Source organism: uncultured Clostridium sp., assembly GCF_934754915.1.
Taxonomy (GTDB): Bacteria; Bacillota; Clostridia; order Clostridiales; family Clostridiaceae; genus Clostridium.
On record NZ_CAKVKB010000189.1, the window covers coordinates 1 to 5082 of the forward strand.

Annotated in this window: 8 protein-coding genes; all 8 read right to left on the minus strand. The window is 27.2% G+C overall.

The window, feature by feature from the left end; translation table 11 throughout:
• Positions 1-161: 161 nt before the first annotated feature.
• Complete coding sequence (locus Q0F58_RS17040; RefSeq protein ID WP_294379066.1) at positions 162-971, minus strand: flagellin; 810 nt, start codon at positions 969-971, stop codon at positions 162-164.
• Positions 972-1132: 161 nt separating this feature from the next.
• A complete protein-coding gene (locus Q0F58_RS17045; RefSeq protein ID WP_294379067.1) occupies positions 1133-1462 on the minus strand; it encodes a hypothetical protein in 330 nt (109 codons plus the stop codon).
• Between the two features lie 27 nt (positions 1463-1489).
• Positions 1490-3586 carry a flagellar filament capping protein FliD gene (gene fliD / locus Q0F58_RS17050; protein WP_294379068.1) on the minus strand — a complete coding sequence of 699 codons (2097 nt, stop codon included), beginning with the start codon at positions 3584-3586 and terminating at the stop codon, positions 1490-1492.
• Positions 3587-3598: 12 nt separating this feature from the next.
• The gene (gene fliS / locus Q0F58_RS17055; RefSeq protein ID WP_294379069.1) at positions 3599-3979 is read right to left on the minus strand and encodes a flagellar export chaperone FliS; all 381 of its coding nucleotides are present in this window, start codon (positions 3977-3979) and stop codon (positions 3599-3601) included.
• 12 nt (positions 3980-3991) lie between these two features.
• Complete coding sequence (locus Q0F58_RS17060) at positions 3992-4279, minus strand: hypothetical protein (RefSeq protein WP_294379070.1); 288 nt, start codon at positions 4277-4279, stop codon at positions 3992-3994.
• Positions 4280-4303: 24 nt separating this feature from the next.
• On the minus strand, positions 4304-4693 hold the full coding sequence (locus Q0F58_RS17065; RefSeq protein WP_294379071.1) for a flagellar protein FlaG: 390 nt from the start codon (positions 4691-4693) through the stop codon (positions 4304-4306).
• 26 nt (positions 4694-4719) lie between these two features.
• Positions 4720-4935, minus strand: a complete 216-nt coding sequence (csrA, locus tag Q0F58_RS17070; protein ID WP_294379072.1) for a carbon storage regulator CsrA — start codon at positions 4933-4935, stop codon at positions 4720-4722.
• A gap of 4 nt (positions 4936-4939) precedes the next feature.
• On the minus strand, positions 4940-5082 hold a 143-nt coding region (gene fliW, locus Q0F58_RS17075; protein WP_294379073.1), incomplete at its 5' end, for a flagellar assembly protein FliW.

Genomic DNA, 5082 nt, shown 5'->3' on the forward strand with positions numbered 1-5082 from the left:
TTAATAACTTATAAGTTATTTTCTTTACATTATTATTCTCGTCTTTATTTTATAATACTTTAGCTTTTTTATGATAAATTTAAATAATTTTCAAACATTTTTTATATAAAAAAGAGTAAATCCTCTAAAGAATTTACTCTTAATCTTATTAAGCTATGAAATTACTGTAATAATTGTAATACTTGGTTTGGAGCACTATTAGCTTGAGCAAGCATTGATTGTGCTGCTTGAGTTAAAATATTATTCTTAGTGTATTCCATCATTTCCTTAGCCATATCAGTATCTCTGATTCTTGATTCTGATGCTTGGATATTTTCAGCTGTAGTATCTGTTGATGCTATTGTATGTTCTAATCTGTTTTGTACAGCTCCAAGTGTTGCTCTGTGTTCAGATACAGTGTTAATAGCTTTTTCAATTGTTGATAAAGCTTTTGATGCATTTGTTTGTGAACTCATGCTTAATCCACTTATTCCAAGAGCTTTTGCATCCATAGTTTTCATTGTTACTTTGATAACTTGTCCACTCTTGTTTCCAACTTGGAATGCAAATGAATTCTTTCCATTTAATACAGTGTTACCATTAAATTCAGTTTGTTGAGCAATTCTTGTTATTTCACTTGTTAATTGATTAACTTCTTTTTGAATTAGATTTCTATCTGAATTAATATAAGTACCATTAGCTGATTGAGTAGCTAATGTTTTAAGTCTTTGTAACATTGAATGAGTTTCAGTTAATGCACCTTCAGTAGTTTGTACCATTGAAATACCATCTTGAGCATTAGTTGAACCTTGATTTAAACCTCTTATTTGAGATCTCATTTTTTCAGATATTGCAAGACCTGCTGCATCATCACCAGCTCTGTTTATTCTTAAACCTGAGCTTAACTTTTCAATTGACTTTCCTGTGTTAGTTGTGTTTGTTTTCATTTGTCTATGAGCGTTCATAGCATTAAGATTGTGTGAAATTACCATAATAAATTCCTCCCTGATTCTTTCTAAATTATTCTTTGACTTCCATGTCTTTTATATTATCTCTTTTTTAAGAGTTAATAACTTATAAGTTATTTTCTTTACATTATTATTCTCGTCTTTATTTTATAATACTTTAGCTTTTTTATGATAAGTATTTTGCCTTACCTTTTAGTACTAAATATTACTGCATTTCCACTGAAGTCAGTATATTTTTTATGTGCTTCTTTCTGTTGTTTTACTTTTTTTATTTCTTTTCTTATATTTATCATACTATTCTTAATTAATTCTTCCAATTCTTTTTCTATTTCAATAATATTAAATTCTTTAATCTTATCACATATTATTTGCTTTTCTATATGCAAATCATTAATTTCATTTATTATACTTTCTCTCTTTTTTAAAAAAGAAGAAATTTCCTCTTCTTTCTTAATATTTTCAGCCATAGCTAATGATATATTTTTATATTCTTTAAGTAACTTATCTATCTCCATATTTTTTCTCTCTTCTCAATATATTAATTATTGAAAATATGAAGATAATGAACTTTGTTGTGATTGAAGAGCTGATAAATTACTTTCTAAAGTTGAATAACGAGTATATAATGCATCCTCTTTCTCTTTAAGCGCTGCTTGCATTTCACTAATTAATTTTTTTCTTTGTTCAATATCTTTAGACATTTCATTTGTGCTAGCAGTAACTCCATTTGCGATACCAGCCCTATTAGCAAGTTTGGAAAAAGTTCCTGTTGCATGGTCATATAAATTTTCTTTCAAGTTTTTTACAATTCCATTTTCACCAACAAATAATTCTTTAACTCCATCTGGATTTTCTTCTAATGCTGACAATAACGCATCTTCATCAACTGTAAATAATCCATTTTGAGCTGTATAATCTTCTACTGGTTTTATTCCAAGTTTTTCTATATTAAATCCTTTATTTATTCCATCTTTTAAAACTGTAGACATTGTCTGTTTCATATCATCAGCAAAATTTCTCAAATAACTATCATTTCTAAGAAGTCCTTCTTGCGCCTTTTTTTCAAGTTTGTCAATTTGACTATCTGATAATCCTTCTTTATCATCATCTGTTAAAGGCATATAACTATTATCTCTAGCTTCATATAATTTTTCATTTATAGAACCTATTAAATCATTATAATCATTAATAAAATCGACTATCTTTTTCTTTAAGTCAGTAGCATCACTTTTTATTGTAATCTTTGTAGTTGAATCTGCTTTTGCATTTTCATCTATTTTAAAAGTCACTCCATCTACCTGAATTTCACTGGATGCATTTTCATATGTTCTTTCTTGTCCAGTTGTTAAATCTTTAATTGTAACTTTTGAATCTGTCCCTGCTTTAATATTCATTCCTGCTACTGTATTATTGTTGTCTCTATAAGCTGCTTCAAACTTACCATCTTTTCCAGCTACTGTAGCATTTAAAGTAAATTCACTTGAATTTTCATCATATGCAGCTTCTGCTTTTATCCCTGCATTTTTTAAAGCTTTATTTAAATTTTCAACAGTTTTAGATGTATCACTATTGTCTATTTCAAACTTTATTGCCTTTCCATTAACAATCAAAGATTTATTGTTATCTTTAAAATTGTTTATATCCATTTTTAAGGAGTGATATACTACATTTTGATCAATATGTTGAATATCATTTCCTTCATTTCCATTAATTTTTAAACTCAAATCTACACTTTTCTCATCAGTATCAAAATCAGTTCTTGATATAACTAATGACTTCTTACCGTTTTCTTCTTTAACTTCTGCTTTTATTGTGTCTTTATATTTATCACTCGCTGCTATTTTATTATTTAATTCACTAACTAAAGTATTTAAATCTTTTGGATCTTTTACAGTAACTTCTATTTCATCATTCAATTTTAAAACATCACTATTATTTAAATTTTCTGCTGATATAGAAATAGATTTATATCTTGCCTCATCTGCATTAGATTTAATATCTGATATATTTTTTGCAGCTTCAGCTCCACCTACAGTTAATAATTCTTCATCCTTTCCAGCAACAGTAGACTTTAAAATCATTCCACCATACTTAATTGTAGAACTATTATCTCCATATGAATATAAATCAGTATATGTTGCAGTTACGTTTAATCCTTTTTCTTTTAATTGATTGTTTAAATTTTCTGCTTTTTCCTTAGCAGTATTACCTGATAATTCAAATTCGATATTATTTACTGTTATTTTTTGAAGTTTATTAAGATCATCTTCACTAATTTCAGCTCTTCTAGATGTTGCCGGTTGTGATATTTTTACTTCATAACTTCCACTTTTAGCAGAACTGCTTGCCTTAGCTGTTACATTATCCGAATCAGATGAATCTGCTCTCATAGAATTATAAGTATTAGAATTTAACAAACTAGTTCCACTTAAAACATCAAAATATTTATTATAAAAAGTTTTAGCTTTCTTTTGTATTGCCCTATATTGTTCTTGTTTATATTGTTCAACTTTTAATTTTTGTGTTGCTGTATTTATTTTTGTTTTTTGTCTTAAAGTATTTGCTTCAACCAATGCATCAATATCAATTAATCCAGTTAAATTTGTTGCTCTTGTTCTAGATATACTATTTGTTGCCATATAAATCACTCCTTAATTACTTTTAGATTTTTTATAAGCTTCATGCCAAAGATCTCTAACACCTTCAATAAGTTCTAACACTTCATCCATCTTCTTAACATCCTTTGTTATGTTAGCTTCTACCACCTTTTCATTTATAAAAAAATATATATCTCTAAGAGGCTTAACCCATTCTGCCTTTTCAACATCTAAGCTCACAATAAGTTCAGTGAAAATATCCTGAACTCTCATCAGACTGTTATGCGCTTTTTGAATATCCTTATCAACTATAGCCTGTCTCCCTATTTTAGAGAACTTAACAGCTCCATCAACAAGCATTAACAGCATCTGATCTTTTGATGCATAATTTACACTATTTGTTTTATATACATTGTAACCATTATTAGGATACATAAATAATTCCTCCTACTTTCTCACGTCTAATGTTCTTCCCTTAGAGTTATATTCGTCTATTTCCTCTAATTTCTCAACTTCCACTTTTACTTCTTCTCCGTATTTTATTCCATTTACAGTAAAAAACCTTTTAGAATCACCTTTATTTTTATCAGGTGTATTTTTAGATGAGTTTTTCTTTTCTTCAACTACATCTTTAATATCGTTAGATTTTTTAGAATTGTGAATTTTATCTTGTGAATTTTCTTCTTCAATCATATTCCTCAAATCATTATCTATTTTGGCTATCTTAATTTCCATAAAATCACCACTAACTTATTAAATTTAAGCTTTTTCATCAAGTATTCCAACCTGTTTACACAAACCAGCTATCATATTCAGAACTTTTTCTGGTGGCAGTTCCATTATTACTTTATTACTATCATCATCAATTATTTTTATCATTATTGTACCCAAATCTTTGTGCTTTGAATATTCTGCATGTGTTTTTTCATCTTCTAAAACTTTATTTAATTTTTTAATGGATTTATCTAAATCCTCTTTAGTGTATTTCTTCTTTTCATCCTTATTTGAAATATTTTTATCTGTATCTTCAATTTTTAAAGATTCAGAATCATTTGTATTTGTATTTACACTATCATCTTTAGTTATTGTGTTTGAATTATCATATGAATAATTGTAATTTTGATAATTATTGGTTAATTTAACATCCATGTTTTAACCCCCTCCTTGATTTAACACTATTTTTTAATAGTCTTTAATAAATCTATGTTAATATTAATAGCCTGCTCATTTTCATTTTTTACCTGATCATACAATTCTTTTCTTAATATAGAAACATTTTTAGGTGCCTGTATTCCTATTTTTACACTTCCATCTTCAATTTTGCTGATGGTTATTTCTATATCATCACCAATCATAAGTGATTCACCTTTTTTTCTTGTAATTATTAACATTTTCTCACTCCTTCATTAGAAGTTCTTTTACTTTATACTTGCAGTTATCTAATATTATTTGTTCCCCTAAATTATTTGAATTATTTATAACTATTGGCCCCTGTAAATTCATAGTTATGTGTTTTACATTAGAACTTAATGTTACTG